Raw genomic sequence first — 18,045 nt, 5'->3', positions numbered from 1 at the left:
AACCCATTAAAAAAGATATTAAAAAAGCACCAAGTGCTTTTTAATTTGTCTTTTGAGAATTGATTTTATCGAGTTTTTTAAATGCTTTATCAACAGCATCATAAACACTAGAACGAGTTGTAACTAATATCTCAGCTACTTCAGCATAGGATAAATCTTTATAAAAATATAACTCAAAGGCCTGTTGTTGTACCTTGGTGAGCAAAAAACCATATTTCTCGTACAATAGTGTATATTTAGAAATATTATCAAGCGATTTTTTTGGCTCTTTATTCACTGATTAAATCCTTAGTCATTTGATAAATAAATAATTCTAAATCAAATTCTTGTAAATCATCAAGTTTTTCACCTAAACCTAAAAACTTGACATTAAGCTCATATTCATCCTTGATTGAAAGGACAATCCCACCCTTAGAAGTTCCATCCATTTTAGTTAAAATAATTCCAGTTAAATTAGCTACTTCTTTAAATGCTTTAGCTTGCGATAAACCATTTTGCCCATTGGTTGCATCAAGAACAAGAAGCGATTCATGCGGAGCGCTTGGTTCAAAACGTTGAATAATACCAATCATTTTATTAAGCTCATTCATTAAATTAACTTTATTTTGTAATCTTCCGGCTGTATCAATAATTAATAAATCGTAATTTTGTTCTTTAGCTTTTTGCATTGCTTGATAAACCACTGAAGCAGGATCGGCTCCTTCTTTATCTGGTTTAACAATATCTACATTAACTCGATCAGCTCAAATTGCAAGTTGATTGACTGCCCCAGCACGGAAAGTATCGCCAGCAGCAATCAGCACTTTTTTACATTCTTGCTTAAATTTATGAGCTATTTTAGCAATTGATGTAGTCTTTCCGCTTCCATTAACTCCAACAAACACAAATACGTTTAAACGACCTGGTTCATAATTTAAAGTAGTGTTAGTGATGCTATTATTGGTATAAACAATAAACATTTGATCAGCAACAATTTCACCGATTAATTGTGGATCGTCAATTTGATTGGTTTTAACTTCAGCTTTAATTTTTTCAATAATTAAATATACTAATGAAGCATTAATATCAGACATGATGAGCAATTCTTCTAGTTCTTCAAAGAATTGCTCATCAATATGATTGTATCGATTTTGAAGTTCAAGCAATCGTTTTCCAAAATTGCTTGCATTTGAAAGACCAGTTGTATATTTTTCAAGCTTTGTTGTATCAATAATTTGACTATCTTTAGTATTTTTCCCGTCTTTATTTTTTGTAAAAACTTTATTGATTAAATTTTTAAAAAATCCCATGGTTTAATTTTACCATTTTAATTATTTTATTTGCTTTTAACAAGCTAATAAAGAGTTGAATAATTCCGATTTATCGCATTATTCTTTTAAAAAGAACTAAAAATAATATAATAAGAACAGTCTAACTATTAAAGGAGATTTTGTGAAAAAAAAGGTAATTATCGGAATGAGCGGAGGAGTTGATTCTTCAGTTGCAGCACACCTACTTTTACAACAAGGGTATCAAGTTGAAGGTTTATTTATGCGTAATTGAGATAGCATTCTTAATAATGATGTTCTGGGTAATGAACAAATTTCACAAGATATTTGTCCTCAAGAACAAGATTATAACGATGCTCTAGCAGTTGCTAGAGCTCTGGGTATTAAATTACATCGAGTTGATTTTGTTCAAGAATATTGAAATAAAGTGTTTGAAAACTTCATTGATGAATACAAAAAAGGACGCACTCCCAATCCAGATATTTTATGCAATAAACACATTAAATTTGATTCTTTTGCTAATTATGCTTTCAATCAACTAAAAGCTGATTATATTGCTATGGGACATTATGCTAAAGTTGAAAATGGTCACTTATATCGAGCCAAGGACCAAAACAAAGATCAAACTTATTTTTTAGCTCAATTAAGCACTGAACAACTGAGTAAAGTCATTATGCCTTTAGCTAATTTAGAAAAAGAACAAATTCGCCAAATAGCAGCTAAATTAGACTTAATTACAGCCAAAAAGAAAGATTCAACTGGAATTTGTTTTATTGGCGAGCGTAATTTTACTCAATTTTTACAAAATTACATCCCAACTCAAGATGGTGACATTGTTGATATTACCACTCATAAAAAAATTGGTAGACACGTGGGTTGTTTTTATTACACCATTGGACAACGCAAAGGACTCAATTTAGGTGGGATGAGTGAACCGTATTATGTCTGTGGGCACAATGTCCAAAAAAACATTTTATATGTGGCTCCAGCATCCCAACCGCAGTGACTGGAATCGAATAATTTAATTGCAAGTAATCTCAATTTAAACAATTTAGATTACAATCCTAATAATATAACTGTTAAATTTAGATATCGCCAAGCCGATATTAAAGCACATATTCAAATAAATGGCACCAATATTCGAGTTTTTTATCCACAAAAAGCACAAGCAATCACTCCAGGACAACAAGTGGTTTTATATGATGGGGATAAATGCATTGGTGGAGCGATAATTGAAGAAATTTATATGGACGAGCAAAAACTCACATACATTTAGAGGTAAACATGAAAACAAGTGAAATTAGAGACAAATGATTAAAGTTTTTTGAATCAAAAGGGCACTTTATTGTCCCTTCAAAAAGCTTAGTTCCTGAAAAAGATCCATCATTGCTTTGGATAAATAGTGGAGTAGCCACCTTAAAGGATTATTTTTCAGGTAAAAAAATTCCACCTTCAAAAAGATTAACTAACTCACAAAAAGCAATCCGTACAAATGATATTGAAAATGTTGGAATCACCGCCCGTCATCATACCTTTTTTGAGATGTTAGGAAACTTTTCAATTGGAGATTACTTTAAAAAAGAAGCCATTGCTTTTGCGGTTGAATTTTTAATTAATGACCTTAAACTAGATCGAGACAAACTTTATTTTACCTACTATTATGAAGATTTAGAAACTAAAAACGAGTGAATGTCACATGGTTTTAGTGAAGATCGTTTAATTCCTGGGGATAAATCAACTAACTTTTGAGAAGTAGGTTCAGGTCCTTGTGGTCCAAACACAGAAATTTTCTATGATCGTGGTGAAAAATATGACGCTCGTGGAATTGAACTACTCCAAAAAGATATTGAGAATGACCGTTATATTGAAATTTGAAACATTGTTTTTTCAACTTATAATTCTGACGGCGAAGGTAATTACACTGAATTAAACCAAAAAAATATTGATACTGGTGCTGGACTTGAGCGGATTGCTTCAATTTTACAAGATGCACCAACTAATTTTGATACTGATTTATTTTTACCAATTATTCACGAAATTGAAAAATATACTCCATACAAATATCAAATTGATAATTACTTTATTAATGACCCACAACAAAGCACTATTAATACTTATTTTAAAGTAATTGCAGACCATATGCGAACTGTAGTTAATGCCATTAATGATGGAGCTAAACCTTCAAATGTGGGACGTGGATATATTTTAAGACGTTTAATTCGTCGTTCAGTGCACAAAGCAATGCAACTTAAAGTTGAACAAAACATCTTTTTATATAAATTAGTTCCTGTGATTGCAAGCACTCTGCCATATGAATATAATATTCCGCATATTGAAAAGGTTATTTTAGAAGAAGAACTTTTATTTTCAAAAACTATTGAAAGCGGAAGAGAATTACTTGAACAATATATTAATCACGATCAAAGCTTATTTTCGGGAGAAATTGCTTTTAGATTGTTTGAAACTTATGGTTTTCCAATTGAATTAACCACTGAAATTTTAGCTGAACAAAATATTCAAGTCGATATGGATGGATATAACCAAGCTAAAGAACAACATTCAGAAGTATCAAAGGGTTCAAAAATTTCTGGAATGGATAAAGTAATTAACTCACTAGCTCTAATTGATCAAAAACTTGATAAATTTATTGGTTATGAATTTGAAGAAGGAAGAACCAAAGTTCTTAAAATTCTTACCAGCGAACATGAAGTATCAGAAAATGAAGGAATTAGTTACTTAATTTTAGAACGAACACCTTTTTATGCAACTAGTGGTGGACAAAAACACGATCGCGGATACATTCTTCAAGGGAATAATAGACTTGAAATTTTAAATGTCTTTAAAGATAAATTTAATAATCACATTCACAAAGTACAAGGAAAAGTCAATCTTAAAGATCCAGTTCAATGTTTTGTTGATAAACAAATTCGTTTAGGGTTAAAAAGAAACCACTCAGGAACTCACTTATTATTCTGTGCTTTAAGAACTATTTTAGGCTCACATATTGAGCAATTAAGTAGTGATAATAATGAATTAAGATTAACATTTGACTTTCCTGCTGATCGAAAACCAAGTAAAGAAACTATTGCACAGATTGAAAATTTAGTTAAAGATTACATTAAACGCGATGCCAAACGTAATTATTTAGAAACTACTACCGAAAAAGCTAAACAAATGGGTGCAATTATGACACTTGAAGAAGCTGAATATATGGATCCAAAAAATATTCGAATTGTTGAATTCGAAGGAATAACTGCTGATTTATGTGGAGGAACACACTTAGAGCATTCAGGAATGCTTGAAACTTTTAAAATTGTGTCAGTAGAGAAAAAAGCAGCTGGAATTTTCCGGATTCGTGCTATCTCATCGTTTAAAATTGTTAATGAATATCTCAATGAACAAGTTGAATTATTAAGAGAACAATTTGACAAAATTATTGTTAAAAATGAAGCCTTAGACCCAAATTATCAAGCAAAAAGTTGTGTTGAAAATGATTTAGAAAAACAAATTCAATGTCTAGAACAAGCAATTGAACAAGCTAAAGAAGATAATAAGACATTATCAAAAAAACAAGCACAAAATTCTAATTCACTTGATTTAGAAAATCTCCAAAGTACACAAGTTAACGGCAAAGAAGTATATGTTTTAGAATTACCCACCAATTCATTAAAAACTTCTGTTTCAACTATTAGAGAAGTTCACACACAATCTTTAGTCATTGGATATGATCAAAGTAATATGCTTTGTGTTGGTTCAAAAACACTTAATGCAAATCAAATAGCCCAACAACTTTTCAAGATTTTCCAAGGAAAAGGCGGAGGAAATAATTTACTTGCAATGGGTAAATGTAGCTTAACAGTTTCTAAAGAAATAATTCTTGAACAATTAAGCAAAATATCATGAGAAAATTAGGAATGGATTTAGGAATTAAAAGTTGTGGGTTTGCCATTACTGATGAAAGTGAAATTATTGCAAGCTCATTAGAAAACTTTTTAATGTCTGAGGGAGATTTTGGTGCAGTTATTAATAGAATTCAACAATATCTACTTGAGTATTCTATTGATGGTTTTATTTTAGGCTATCCCCTTAAAATAAGTGGAGAAAAAAGCGAACGAACTTTAATGGTAGAAGATTTTGTTCGATTATTAAAACAACATTTTGATATTCCGATCATGCTTATTAATGAACAATATAGCACCAAAAAAGCTCAAGAAATTATGATTACAGCTGGACTTACTCGTCAAAAACGCAAAAACCATAAAGATAAATTAGCTGCTCAAATTATTTTGAATGATTATTTGCAATATTACAAAAATAAGTGAGAAAAACATGACTAAAACGCAATGAATTCTTTTTGGCTCAATGATTGTTGTAATTATTTTAGCTGCAGTTTCATCATTTTTACTTAAACGAAAAATTAAAAAAATTAAAGAAAAATATTTGGCTCAAGATCGAGAACAAACCTATTTAATGTTACAAAAACTTCGCAATGATTTAGGAGAATTACCTTTTAATCTTAAAGATGAATTAAAAAATAATTATAAGCCTTATGATATTGAAGAAGTAATTAACACTATCTATGTCAATAATTTTCAATCAACCTTAGTTATTGATAATAAAGATGTATTTTTGCAATCGGTTGTTTCATCAAAAACTAAACGTAAAATTTATTATTTAAAAGAATATAACTTTTATTCAAAATACCTTGAACTAACTCAAAAGTACTCAAACGAATTAAGTCAATCTAACCTCATTGAATATGGTGGACAAAATTTAGATTTTGTTGTTATATTTAATAATACTTATAAGCTTGAAGAGTTATTTAATGAATTTTTCCCAGCTTTGCAACCTGAATCAATGATGATGATTTTAACTAGCAATTATCGCAAAAAAGAATTAATTAAATTTGTTAAATTAATTAAGAAAAGCAATCTTACTTACCGAATTTCGTATGTAGAAAGTAAATTTTTATATATTGTTAAGAGATAGAGTTAAAATTGCTATAATTTTTTAAATAAAAAAGGAGCATTATGTCAACACAAAGCGAAAAAATTTATCTAGCCAAAGAGACTTTAGAAAAATATAAAAAAGAGTACGAACAACTAGTTAATGTTGAACGTCCTGCGGTTCAAAACGCACTTAAAGAAGCCCGTGCTCAAGGTGACCTTTCAGAAAATGCTGAATATGATGCAGCTAGAGATCGTCAAGGACTTGTCGAAGGAAGAATCAACGAACTTGAATCAATTCTTGATCGTGCTGAAATTATTGAAAATGCTCACAGCGCTTCAATTGGAATTGGGGCAACTGTGACCTTAAAATTCCTTGAAACTGGCGAAATTAAAAACATCACCATCATGGGAACTCATGATGCCAATCCATTTGAAGATAAAATTTCAAACAAAAGTCCTCTAGCAGTAGCTATTTTAGGTAGAAAAGCTGGGGATGCAGTTGAAGTAGATGCTCAACAAAAATTTAATGTTGAAATTATGAACGTAACACAAGAAGACTAAAGATTTATTCTTTGGTTTTTTGTTAATTTATTTAAGGGGTAGGTATGTTAATTGGTATTTCTGGAATGATTAGTAGTGGAAAAAGTACACTTTCCAAAAAACTTCATAAGCATTACAAAAAATCACTTTTACTAAATGAATACGAAGAAGACGATGTTGTATTTAATACTTTTTTAAAGTGATTTTACGAAAAGAAAGCAAACATTGATGTGAGTTTTCAAGTTTATGTTGTTGAAAATCACACCGCTAGTGTAAGAAAAATTCTGCAAGAATTTGAAGATAAAAAATTAAATAAAGACGAGCACATTATTTTTCTGGATCGCTTTAGTGCTGAACATTATGTTTTTGCATCGGTTAATTTAAAAGGATATCCAAGAAAATCATTCAATGCTTATAAAGCACTCTTTAACGAGCTTGTTAGCAATGAGGAATTACCAGAATTCACAATTTTCCTAGATATTAGTTTTGAAAACTTTAAAAAACGGTTATTCAAACGGGGAAGAGAAGTTGAAATTAATACCTATGAACAAAACGAGGGATATTTTAATGAACTTTATAAAGTTTATAAAAATGTTTTTCTTGATATTGTTAAAAAATACAAAATAAATTATTTCATTATTGATACTAACGATAAAAGTGAGAAAGAAGTTTTTGAAGAAGCAATCAAAGCAATTGATCACTATAAACAAATCAAAACAACAGGAGCACAAAATGAATAAAGACCCAAGAGTATTAAAAATTTTATTTGACCAAGAATTTATTAATGAACATATTAAAAAATGCGCAGACTGGATTAATGAGACCTATAAAGATAGCTCAGATTTAATCTTAGTTGGATTATTAAAAGGTTCAGTACCTTTTCTAGCTCAATTAATCAAAAGCGTTAATGTCGATCATCAAATTGACTTTTTAATCGCTTCAAGTTACAGTGGTTCGCACGCATCAAGTGGAAGCGTTAAAATCATCATGGACTTAAGTGCTGATATTGAAGGGAAAGACGTTTTAATTATTGAAGATATTATTGATAGTGGAATTACACTTGAAAAAATTAAAGGAATTTTACTCTCTCGTAATCCAAAGAGTTTAAAAATTTTAACTTTAATGAACAAACCACATAATCGAAAAGCTAAATTGGAAGCTGATTTTTATGGATTTATTGTACCCAATGAGTTTTTAGTTGGATTTGGACTTGATTATAAAGAAAAACTTAGAAATTTACCTTATATAGGAGTTTTTGATCCAAAATATATTGAAGATAAGGATGAGTAATTTTATCTAAAATACACAAACAAAGGGATAATATGGATAAAAAATATACAGAATTATTTAACAGATTAAATGTTTATATGAACATTGAAGCAATGTCTCGTTATGAAGAGCCAGTAGTTGATGAACTTAAAAAATCAATCAAAAGCAATACCTACCAAGTAAGCAGAGATGGATTTGGTTCAGTGATTTTTCATAAAAAATCAAAAAACCCAAACGCACCTAAAGTAATGTTAGCTGCCCATATGGATGAAGTTGGTTATATTGTTCGGAGTATTGAAGATAATGGAAATTTATTAGTTTCAAGCATTGGTGGAGTATGACCAAGTGTAGTCATTGGAACTAAAGTTACTGTAGTTTTAAATGCAACCAATAAAAAATATACTGGAGTGTTTGGACATACTTCTATCCACATTTTAGAGCAAGAAAAAGCAAAACAAGCACTCAAAGAAAAAGAACTTTTTGTTGATTTAGGTTTTATGAAAAAACAAGAAGTTCTTGATGAAGGTATTGATGTCGGAGATCGAATCTATCTTTCTGGTGAAACAGTAATTTTAGCTAATAATCTAGTTGGCGGAAAAGCAATGGATAATCGTGCTGGAGTTACAGCAATTGAATTTATTGCTAATGCTGTGGCTGATTTAGAATTAGATATAGACTTATATATTGTTGGAACTGTTCAAGAAGAAGTTGGGCTTAGAGGAGCAAAAACTTCAGTTAGTTTAATTAACCCTGATGTAGCTTTTGCAATAGATACAGGTGCTTCACACGACACAACTGGATGTATTAAAGGAACTCCATCACTAGGTAAAGGGGTAAATTTACTTGTTAAAGACGGTGGAACTTTATCAGATCCCAAAATATTAGAAATGTTAATGAATTTAGCTAAAACCCACAATATTCCGACATATAAATATATTGCAATGGGTGGTGGAACTGATGCTAGTGTGCTTCAATACGGTAAAGGTGGGACTAAAACAGTTTCTATTTCAATTCCACAAAGATATCTACACAGTCCAATTGGAGTTGCTTCACTAGTTGATATTCAAGCAACTATTGATTTAATGGTTGAATTTATTAAAAACTATAACCCAGAAAAACACGATGAATTATCTTATAAATAATTAAATATAAAAATTAATATGAATAATTTAGAAAAAAGCAAAGGTTTTAAAATATCAGAATTCTTTAATTATAAAAGAGGCACAAGGCTAACTGTAGACGAAAGAGTAAAAGGTGAAATTCCGTTGGTTACAGCCGGATTTCAAAACCAAGGTATTGCACAATATATATCTAATGGCAAAGAAATTTTTAAAAACTCACTAACAATAGATATGTTCGGAAATGTTTTTTGAAGAAATTATCAATTTTATTGTGATGATAATATAATTGTTCTTCAGCATGACAATTTAAGCGAAAAAACCGCATATTTTCTTTTAGAAGCAGTTAAAGAATCTGTTTCAAAAAATAATTATAACTATTCAAATCAATATAGATTTAAAAATCTTGATAGTGATTATGTTTTGTTACCATTGAATTATCAAGGTGAAATTGATTGAGAAGATATTGCTAAAAAATCTAGAGTCCTTGGGTTTATGGAGTATTATTCACAAGAGCTAACAGCAGAGCTAACAGCAGAGCTAACAGCAGAGCTAACAGCTAGAAAAAAGCAATATACTTATTATCGAAATAAACTTTTAAGCACTAATTACTTAACTGACATTAAAAGACGAAAATTAAAAGACGTTGCTTCATTTGAAAGAGGACAATGAAAAATTGATATTCCAGAAGGAACCAAATACCCTGTAATTTCAAGTGGTGCACAAGTTAAAAAATATACAGATATTCCAAACAGAGATAAAAATTCAATAACTGTTTCTTCTTCTGGGTCAGGAGCTGGTTTTGTCGCTTTTTGAAATACACCAATTTATGCTTCAAACTGTTTTACTATACATTCTAATGAAGAAATCGTTCTTCAAAAATACTTATTTCATTTCTTAAAAAACAAACAAGAATATATCTATTCTTTAAAATCAACAGGTGGCATACCTAATATTTATCCTTCTTATATTTCTGATATAGAAATTCTTATTCCTAGTTTAAAAATTCAGCAAAAAATTGTGGAAGTATTAGATAATTTTGAACAAATTTGTGCAGATTTAAATATTGGTTTACCTGCAGAAATTGAACTTAGAGAAAAACAATATCAATATTATAGAGATAAATTATTAACATTTACACAAGACATATTTAAAACACCAAGAGAACAAAGACAGCTAGCTAAAGACAGCTTAATAAATTCTCTTATTAAACTTATTAATTTTGTCTTTTTTGACACCATTTCAGATAGTTTACAAATACAACAACCAGTTAAATTAGAAAACTACATCAATTTAAGCAATGGGAGAAAACTTAGTAAAAACCTTTTTATTCCTCATGGACAATATCCGGTATTTAATAGCGGAATTATACCAATGGGTTTTACCAATCAATATAATGAACAAGAAAACACAATTACAATATCACAGGTTGGAGCAGCAGGAAGTGTTGTTTTTCAAAAAACCAAATTTTGAGCAAATCCAAATTGTTATATTGTAAAGTCTAAAAATGAATCAATTATTCTGAACAAGTATTTATATTATTTCCTTAAAAATAAAGAAGATATTATTAAGAATCAAGCATTCGCTTCAGCTCCACCAATGTTAGCTAGAGAAAGCATTTTAAATTTACCTATTTCATTACCAAACATTAAAACCCAACAAAAAATAGTTGATATTTTAGATAATTTCGAAAAATTAACTAATGACTTAACACAAGGTCTACCTGCAGAAATTGAGCTTGTCAATAAACAATATCAATATTATCGAAATTTACTTTTAACTAAAACTAAGCATTTTTTTAAATAATTTTTTGCTCTTAATTATGAAAGATACTATTAAATATACAAAAAGTTACGATACACGAAAATCGCTTCAACATTATTCTGAAGCGATTTTTAATGTTGGTTTATTTAAAGCAGAAGAAGTGCTATTGAGCAAATATTTTAAAGATCAATTTAATATTAAAATTGCTGACTTAGGTTGTGGTCCTGGTCGATTTACCTTTAATACACTATTATTGGGATATTTGAACATTGATGGTTATGATATAAGTCCTTTATCGATTAAACTTGCTAAATCTCTCAAGCAGAAATATTTACTACAACAATCAAAAGGAATCATTAACTTTTATAAAGATGATTTAACCAAACCTAAACATTTAAAAGACAATTATTATCATTTAGCATTTTTTACCTTCAATTCACTCATGTGCATTCCAGGACATGATAATAAAATTAAAGCATTACAAAACGCTTGAAAATCATTATTAAAAGGAGGGATTTTAATTTTCACTGCTGATGAGATTAATAATGATCCAGCAAAAGAAAAATATATTCAAGAAAGACGAGAGTATTTAATCAAAAACAACGTTTCCAATTGAAGACCTGAAGATGTAATTTATCATATTGAAGATAAAGAAGGTGTGCTTTGTTTTTACAATAAACCTGAGGTTTTAAAATTAATCAAACAAGCATCTTTACCTGAACCTATTTTCATTGCTAAGAGAGATGAGATTGCACAAGAAAATGAAAAAGTTAAAGCGTTTTCGGATAATGCATATTATTATGTACTCAAAAAATAGTCTTATTTGTTGGTTTTAAGCGTAAATTCTTTATAATACTTTAATATGAATTTCTCGAAAATATTCGAAATGCAAAAGGATTTAGATAAAAAAATCAAGGAAAAATCCTTTGATTCTAATCCGAATTTATCTGATGATCAAATTATTATTAATGGAACAATAGCTCTAGTGGTTGAAGCTTCAGAATTTGCTAACGAAATTCAATCTTTTAAGTATTGAAAAAAGAACAAAAATATTAATACCGATAAAGCTTTAGAAGAATTTGCAGATTTAATTCACTTTTTAGTCTCTTTTTCTAATCGTTATAATGTTCCTTATGAAATTGAACCGATCATTTGTTCTTCGGATTTAAATATTCAGTTACAGAACTTATTTATCACTTTAACCAAAATCATGCACAATCCATGCAAGGAAACTGTTTACAAGGCCTTTCAAGTTGCTATTGGGACTTTTGAAATGTTAGGATTTACCTATGAGCAATTATGCTCGTGATATATTGCAAAAAATCATACTAATTATCAAAGAATTTTAAATAATTATTAATGTTAATAGTATAATTTTATTACGCCCAAGTGGTGGAATGGTAGACGCTGCGGACTCAAAATCCGCTGGAGCAATCCGTGCAGGTTCAAGTCCTGTCTTGGGCACCAAAATACTCTTTTTTGTGCAGGATAATTTAGTATCCTGTTTTTTTATATAAAATAGACTACCTTAATTAGGTAGTCTATTTTATTCATCATCTTCCCATTCCATTTGGTGGCCGTAAATAGAAACAGTATCACCACGTTTAATCCCTCTTTGTAAAAGCTCGTCCCAAACTCCAATTTTCTTCATCATATTATTAAATCTAACTAAATTATCATATGAATTGAGAGGAATTTTGTGATAAAACTCTTCAACCTTTTTACCGGTGATATCAAAATGTCCACGGTACGGAGAGTGAATAATATAATCAGGTTCAAAAGTAATTTCTTTTTCTTCTTGCTCTTCTTCTTGGATTGGTTTTAAAGCCTCTTTTTGAATTATTGCTCATAATTTTTGCTTAACTTGTTCTAAATTCTCTCTTAAAATAGCTGAAATTATTACTATATCAATATTTGGGAATTTAGCTTTAAAAGCACTTAAGTTTTCATTAAATAATGGCATATCACTTTTATTTGCAATAACCAGTTGAGGTTTTTCTTCGAGTTTATAATTATACGATTTTAATTCATTGTTAATAGTTTCATAATCAGTAATAGGATCTTTTTCTTCGCTTCCAAAATCAATTACATGAGCAATTACTCTACAACGCTCAATATGTTTTAAAAACTGAATCCCAAGACCTTTACCTAATGAAGCACCCTGAATAAGACCTGGTAAATCTGCTACTGTAAATGAATTATCATGGAATTCAACCATTCCTAGTTGAGGAACAAGAGTGGTAAAGTCATAATCAGCGACTTTTGCTTTTGCGTTAGAAAGAGCAGATAGTAGAGTGCTCTTTCCTGCACTTGGTTTACCAACAATTCCTACATCCGAAAGAATTTTAAGCACAATTTTAGCTTCATATTTTTCACCAGGCATTCCATTTTCTGAAATTCTTGGAGCAGTATTTTTTGAAGTTTTAAATTTAGTGTTTCCACGACCACCTTTCCCACCTTTAGCAATTAAATAAGGTTTATCAGGTTCAATAATATCAGCAATCAGTTTTTTACCATTGTAAACCAAAGTTCCAATTGGTACTTTAATGTATTTATGGGGAGCGTTTGCACCATAAAGATTTTTAGGTCCTCCCTTAACACCATCATCAGCTACAATGATCTTATTTTTATAAAAGCTAAGTAAAGTATTTTTACCAGGATCAGCGACAAAGTAAATATCACCACCGTTTCCTCCGTCTCCACCATCAGGACCACCTTTGTCTACGTGTGCTTCTCTACGGAACGAAACCATTCCATTTCCACCTTTTCCTGCTTGAACTTGAATTGTAATTTCATCAATAAAACGTGCCATTTAATTCCTCCTTGTTTAGTTTTTAAATAATACCATATTTTACTTTTGTCTTTAGTTGCATTAAAAAACAACTTTTAAAAAGTTGTTTAATATTCAAAATCATTAATTCCGGCAAATGTTTGTTCGTCAGGGTGAGAAATATCTCAATATCTTGTATTAATTCTTTTTTGAATTCGTTTTTGCTTGAATAATTCAAGTTTTGATCAAATTCATGAACAAATAAATATTGACGAATAAACTCCAATCGAAATCCCAAACAACATAACAATATTAAATGTTAAATTAGTTGCACTTCCAAAGGTTAATAAAATTAATATTGCAAAAATTGTTGAGAAAGAAGTGTATAAACTTCTTTTTAAAGTATCAGAAATTGCTTGGTTAACAATGGTTTTGATATCTTCCTTGGTAAGGATTTGATTTGGAAATTCATTGTTAATTTTTTCTTTAATCCGATCAAAAGTCACAATAGTGTCATTAATTGATAGACCAATAATTGAAAGCATTGCAGCCACAATAATAGTTGAAATTTGTAATCTAGTGATAATAACAAAAGCTACTACAATAATAAAGTCGTGTAAAAGACCTAAGACAGCTGCAATAGCAAAAGTTCAGTTCATTCTAATTAATGTATAGATAATAATTCCGACAAAAGCAACGGCAATCGCAATTAATGCATTAACCACAATTTTTGAAGCTTCTGAAGGAAGTACTTGCAATTCTGATAAAGAAACATCACTTCTTATGTTTTGTGCTCATTCTCTGATTTGATTTATTTGTTCAGGAGAGAGTATCTGTGATGTTTTAATGCTTACAATGTAATTTTCACTTGACAAGCTTACTTTATTAATTGAAATGATTTTGGCCGCATCATGTAAATTAATGATTGATGAATTTTTAATTATTGAATTTTTAATTTCTTCAGCTTGGGATTTAGTTAAATCTCCAAAAGAAGTTCCTTGACTTAAAATTGAGATATCAATTCCACCACTAAACTCTAATGAACGATTAATTCCAGTTCAAAATGATTTATTCGCTCCAGCAATTGCTCCAAAAACAATTAGTGAAATTAATATAAATATTGCTGAACCAAAAGCAAACCATTTGGATTTATTTAAATAATTAATTTGAGCAATTTTATTTGTTATTTTTCCAGGATTTTTGATTCTACCTTTTCTAATTCCAAGAGCTCATAATCTCTTATCAAAGAAACCGGTTCCAACAATCATTGTTGCAAGGAATCGAGTAAAGATAAGCATCACTACAAGAGTAAAGAAAATTGAAAGAATCAGTGTAATTCCAAATCCTTTAACTTCCTTAGTTCCTAAGTAGAATAAAATAAATCCAATAATAATCGTTGTTATATTTGCATCGATAATTGATGAAAGTGAAAGTCGATTGGACGTTTTAAACGATTTATCGAGTGAATCCCCTGAATACACCTCGGACTTAAGCCGTTCAAAGGTAATAACATTAGCATCGACACTAATTCCAATCCCAATGATTAAAGCAGCAAGTGTTGAAGGACTATATTCACCTTTAATTGCTGTAAAAATTAGCAAGACCAGGAACATATATAATGCAATTGAAAATGCACTAATTATTCCGAGTAAACCGTAATTAATAATCATAAAGACAGCGATAGCAACAAAGACTAACAATCCAGCAATCATAGCATAATAGAAAGCCTGATTTTGTAATGTTGAATCTAAATAGTGTGTTGAAACAACTGTTAGATTGTAATTACTTAATCCAAAATTAATTCTATCTGCTAATTCTCTTGCTTGATTATTTGTGAAATTACCACTAATAATGATTTTTTCTGAATTTAATGGAATTTCAACTCTTGGAGAACTAATTAAATAACGTTCAATGTCTATAAGATGTTTTCTCAATGGATTTTGAACAGGTCTTGGGATTTTGGTCACAGGATCTGTTATTACTTCGAATTCTTTTTCTCCAACATGGACAAAATTTCACAAGTTTTTTTGAGATTTTTCTCATTCATTAGGAAATCGAGTTTGAGCTATATTAATTAATTCCTTAATGTTTAATCACATTAAAATTCTCTTATCAGATCTTTGCGAAATATTTCGAGTTGCACTTGTTCATTGCTTCACAGCGTCTTGATTGAGCAATTTAAGTTCAACAACATTTTTCCCATCTTGTTGAATTAAACTTCTAGCTTCATTTGGAGCAAAAGGAGGAATTCAATTAACAGGTTCCCCTTTGTCTAACGAACCATTTTCATCAAAAACACCGTTATAAAACAATGGTTTTAAATTTGTATCGGTAAAAGTTAAAATCGGTTTATTGGTAATTTCTTTTAAAAATTGATCTCTTTGCGAATCGTTTAATTGACCACTTTTGGTGATTCTAATTTTTCCATCACCTTCAGTGCTTACAGAAACACCATTTAAGGCAGTACCACCTGTTAAACGATCGAAAAGAAATTTATTAACATTTTCAGTTAAAGTTTTATCAGCGTTTTTTCCGTTTGATTTAACTTGGACAACAACTTCAACTCCTCCACCGTAATCAACAGATTTATTAACATTTTGCGAAATATAATATTTACTTCCAAAGCCAATTGTAACAGCTGCAGATGTAAGAGTTAAAACACTGATTAAAATTCTTTTCCAATTTTTTAACTTGAAAAATTCTTTAATCCGTTTCATATTTAAATATTTTACCAAAAACATTCATTTTTAAGATGTTTCTTTTAAGTGTGTGAAAGTTTTTCATTAATTAAATAATCAACTCCTTTTGAGGTGATTCTGCGACCTCTTGAATTCTTTTCGATTAATTTAAAATAAAGCAAAATTGGTTCAATATCATTAAGAATATTGTCCTTACTTGCAGCGATAAGTCCAGTAATTACATCAAGGGAAACAGCTTTTTCATCAAACCCTTCACGGAGAACTTGCAAATACTCAATATGATCTTTGGAAAGTCCAAGAGGATATAATTCGAGAAAATTGAATGTTTTCTTGATAATTTTATTATCAATCACTCCATTATTCAAAGAAATTGCAAAATCCTTAATTCTACTTAATAAATGGTTAGCAATTCTTGGGGTCGATCTAGAGTATGAAGCAATTGTTTTAATTTGAGCTTCAGGAATTTCAATTTGCAAAGATTGTGCTGAATTCTTGATAATTAGCATTAAATCGTTAATGTCATAATTGACAAATCTTCCGATAAAACCAAAACGATCTTTTAACGGTTGAGAAATTTCGTTTAATTTAGTTGTTGCTCCAATTAAAGTAAAAGGTTTAATTTTCATACGAATTGCTTTAGCATTAGAATCAACACCAATAATTAAGTCAAAAACAAAATCTTCCATAGCATTATAAAGAAATTCAACTACAACCTTATTAATGCTATGAATTTCATCAATAAAAACAATATCCCCTTCTTTAACTAAAGAAAGAACCGAAATGATATCGGATTTTTTCTCAATATTTGCACCCTGAATATAGTGGATATTTTTTTGAGTTTCATTTGCGATAATTGTGGCTAAAGTTGTTTTACCTAACCCTGGTAAACCATGAAGTAAAATATGATCTAAAATTTTATTTTGCTTTTTAGAACTATCAATCATTGCATGAATAGTTTTAACTAATTTACGCTGACCAATAAAGGATTTGAAATTATGCGGACGCAAGATTGATTTCATTTTGATTAGTTGCAATGATTTCTATGCTTTGTTCAATCATTTGTTCAAGTGTTTGAGTTGTGTCAACTTTAGAAACAGCAAAATCAATTTGTTTTTTCTTAAATCCAAGGGTGTTTAGTGTTTCGGTAAGTTGCTTAATTTGTGATTGAGTAGCACTATTTTCCTTAATTTGTCGATTCATTATTTTGGTTCATTTACCTGCTAATTCAACACATAAAAAGCGAGCTGTTTTTTCGCTAATAAACGGAAATTTTGCAATCTCTTGTCAGTTTTCTTGAGAAATTAGTTCAGCAACATATTCTCAACCTTTATCCAGAATGTTCATTGCAATTTTTGGACCAATTTTATCAATTGAAATTAAATCAATAAATAATAATCGTTCCTTAAAATCTTTAAAACCATATGTAGTTTTGTTGTATTCGGTATTATATTCATAAAAATACATTTTAATTTTATCGTGAATTTGATATCTTGATTCATTCGAAACAACGACAATATGTCCTTCAGATTTAGATTCTAGAATCAAATTATTATTCTTTTTATATACAATTTCACCTAATTTATAAAGTAACATTTTAACCTCTTTTCAATTAGGAAATAAAGAGAATAAAAAAATAACTAGAAAAAAGAATTTTCCAGTTATTTTCTA

Annotated in this window: 17 protein-coding genes and 1 tRNA gene; 12 read left to right on the top strand and 6 right to left on the bottom strand. The window is 29.5% G+C overall.

Annotation, left to right across the window (positions count from 1 at the left end):
- Positions 1-40: 40 nt before the first annotated feature.
- Both AC1RP9_RS02900 and ftsY read right to left on the bottom strand, forming a co-directional pair.
- Positions 41-277 carry a sigma factor-like helix-turn-helix DNA-binding protein gene (locus tag AC1RP9_RS02900; RefSeq protein ID WP_481821998.1) on the bottom strand — a complete coding sequence of 79 codons (237 nt, stop codon included), beginning with the start codon at positions 275-277 and terminating at the stop codon, positions 41-43.
- Complete coding sequence (gene ftsY, locus AC1RP9_RS02895; protein ID WP_481821996.1) at positions 270-1,289, bottom strand: signal recognition particle-docking protein FtsY; 1,020 nt, start codon at positions 1,287-1,289, stop codon at positions 270-272. Before ftsY ends, AC1RP9_RS02900 begins: the two co-directional genes overlap by 8 nt.
- Positions 1,290-1,431: 142 nt before the next feature.
- On the opposite strand from ftsY, the gene mnmA reads away from it, so the two are divergent.
- From mnmA to AC1RP9_RS02835, 12 genes are all read left to right on the top strand, one after another.
- Positions 1,432-2,544 carry a tRNA 2-thiouridine(34) synthase MnmA gene (gene mnmA / locus AC1RP9_RS02890; protein WP_481821994.1) on the top strand — a complete coding sequence of 371 codons (1,113 nt, stop codon included), beginning with the start codon at positions 1,432-1,434 and terminating at the stop codon, positions 2,542-2,544.
- Positions 2,545-2,552: 8 nt separating this feature from the next.
- A complete protein-coding gene (gene alaS / locus AC1RP9_RS02885) occupies positions 2,553-5,180 on the top strand; it encodes an alanine--tRNA ligase (protein WP_481821992.1) in 2,628 nt (875 codons plus the stop codon).
- Complete coding sequence (ruvX, locus tag AC1RP9_RS02880) at positions 5,168-5,605, top strand: Holliday junction resolvase RuvX (protein WP_481821990.1); 438 nt, start codon at positions 5,168-5,170, stop codon at positions 5,603-5,605. The genes alaS and ruvX overlap by 13 nt, the downstream gene beginning before the upstream one ends.
- Positions 5,598-6,257: a BC85_0335 family putative methyltransferase gene (locus AC1RP9_RS02875; RefSeq protein ID WP_481821988.1), complete on the top strand. Its 660-nt coding sequence runs from the start codon at positions 5,598-5,600 to the stop codon at positions 6,255-6,257. Before ruvX ends, AC1RP9_RS02875 begins: the two co-directional genes overlap by 8 nt.
- 41 nt (positions 6,258-6,298) lie before the next feature.
- The gene (gene greA, locus AC1RP9_RS02870) at positions 6,299-6,778 is read left to right on the top strand and encodes a transcription elongation factor GreA (RefSeq protein WP_481821986.1); all 480 of its coding nucleotides are present in this window, start codon (positions 6,299-6,301) and stop codon (positions 6,776-6,778) included.
- A 44-nt stretch (positions 6,779-6,822) separates the two neighbouring features.
- Positions 6,823-7,497, top strand: a complete 675-nt coding sequence (locus tag AC1RP9_RS02865; protein ID WP_481821984.1) for a deoxynucleoside kinase — start codon at positions 6,823-6,825, stop codon at positions 7,495-7,497.
- Entirely contained in the window at positions 7,490-8,047 is a 558-nt protein-coding gene (hpt, locus tag AC1RP9_RS02860; RefSeq protein WP_481821982.1) for a hypoxanthine phosphoribosyltransferase, read from the top strand. The genes AC1RP9_RS02865 and hpt overlap by 8 nt, the downstream gene beginning before the upstream one ends.
- Positions 8,048-8,079: 32 nt before the next feature.
- A complete protein-coding gene (locus tag AC1RP9_RS02855; RefSeq protein WP_481821980.1) occupies positions 8,080-9,168 on the top strand; it encodes a M42 family metallopeptidase in 1,089 nt (362 codons plus the stop codon).
- An 18-nt stretch (positions 9,169-9,186) separates the two neighbouring features.
- Entirely contained in the window at positions 9,187-10,950 is a 1,764-nt protein-coding gene (locus AC1RP9_RS02850; RefSeq protein ID WP_481821978.1) for a restriction endonuclease subunit S, read from the top strand.
- Positions 10,951-10,966: 16 nt separating this feature from the next.
- Positions 10,967-11,725: a class I SAM-dependent methyltransferase gene (locus tag AC1RP9_RS02845; protein WP_481821976.1), complete on the top strand. Its 759-nt coding sequence runs from the start codon at positions 10,967-10,969 to the stop codon at positions 11,723-11,725.
- Between the two features lie 45 nt (positions 11,726-11,770).
- Positions 11,771-12,268, top strand: coding sequence for a dUTP diphosphatase (locus AC1RP9_RS02840; RefSeq protein ID WP_481821974.1), 498 nt, complete (start codon positions 11,771-11,773; stop codon positions 12,266-12,268).
- 23 nt (positions 12,269-12,291) lie between these two features.
- A tRNA-Leu gene (locus AC1RP9_RS02835) sits at positions 12,292-12,375 on the top strand.
- A 79-nt stretch (positions 12,376-12,454) separates the two neighbouring features.
- Here AC1RP9_RS02835 and obgE read toward each other — a convergent pair.
- The 4 genes from obgE to ruvA form a co-directional block, all read right to left on the bottom strand.
- Positions 12,455-13,720, bottom strand: coding sequence for a GTPase ObgE (gene obgE / locus AC1RP9_RS02830; RefSeq protein WP_481821972.1), 1,266 nt, complete (start codon positions 13,718-13,720; stop codon positions 12,455-12,457).
- An 86-nt stretch (positions 13,721-13,806) separates the two neighbouring features.
- The gene (secDF, locus tag AC1RP9_RS02825) at positions 13,807-16,395 is read right to left on the bottom strand and encodes a protein translocase subunit SecDF (RefSeq protein ID WP_481821970.1); all 2,589 of its coding nucleotides are present in this window, start codon (positions 16,393-16,395) and stop codon (positions 13,807-13,809) included.
- Positions 16,396-16,439: 44 nt separating this feature from the next.
- Complete coding sequence (gene ruvB, locus AC1RP9_RS02820; RefSeq protein WP_481821968.1) at positions 16,440-17,396, bottom strand: Holliday junction branch migration DNA helicase RuvB; 957 nt, start codon at positions 17,394-17,396, stop codon at positions 16,440-16,442.
- Complete coding sequence (gene ruvA, locus AC1RP9_RS02815; RefSeq protein WP_481821966.1) at positions 17,371-17,970, bottom strand: Holliday junction branch migration protein RuvA; 600 nt, start codon at positions 17,968-17,970, stop codon at positions 17,371-17,373. Before ruvA ends, ruvB begins: the two co-directional genes overlap by 26 nt.
- Between the last annotated feature and the right edge of the window lie 75 nt (positions 17,971-18,045).

It is taken from the genome of Mycoplasma sp. 3686h (genome assembly GCF_056781225.1).
This window is presented reverse-complemented; position numbering and strand designations above follow the sequence as displayed.